This is a genomic window from Bradyrhizobium cosmicum (assembly GCF_032290525.1).
Taxonomy (GTDB): domain Bacteria; phylum Pseudomonadota; class Alphaproteobacteria; order Rhizobiales; family Xanthobacteraceae; genus Bradyrhizobium; species Bradyrhizobium cosmicum_A.
Map to the genome: position 1 here is coordinate 1 of NZ_JASXTA010000270.1, position 266 is coordinate 266.

Here is a 266-nt window from a genome sequence, read left to right on the forward strand (position 1 = left end):
TGATCTCGCAACTGACGCAAGGCACGCGCTACACCTACGCGGTCCTCTCGGAACACATCAACCCCTTCAATCACGCCCTGCAGATGCCTGCCGTGCGCGGCATGATCGATCTTGCCACCGACAAGGGCCGCGCCATGGCGGATATGATGGTGAAAACACAGGCGCAGATCATCGCGTTCTCGTACGACTACCAGCTCGTGATGATCTTCACCGCCTGCGCCATCCCGCTCGCCATCATGATCGGCTCGTCCAAGGCCACGCTGCGC

1 pseudogene is annotated in these 266 nt (G+C 60.9%); it reads left to right on the forward strand.

Annotation, left to right across the window (positions count from 1 at the left end):
* Positions 1 to 266, forward strand: a pseudogene (locus tag QSV46_RS39930) (EmrB/QacA family drug resistance transporter); the annotation flags it as partial.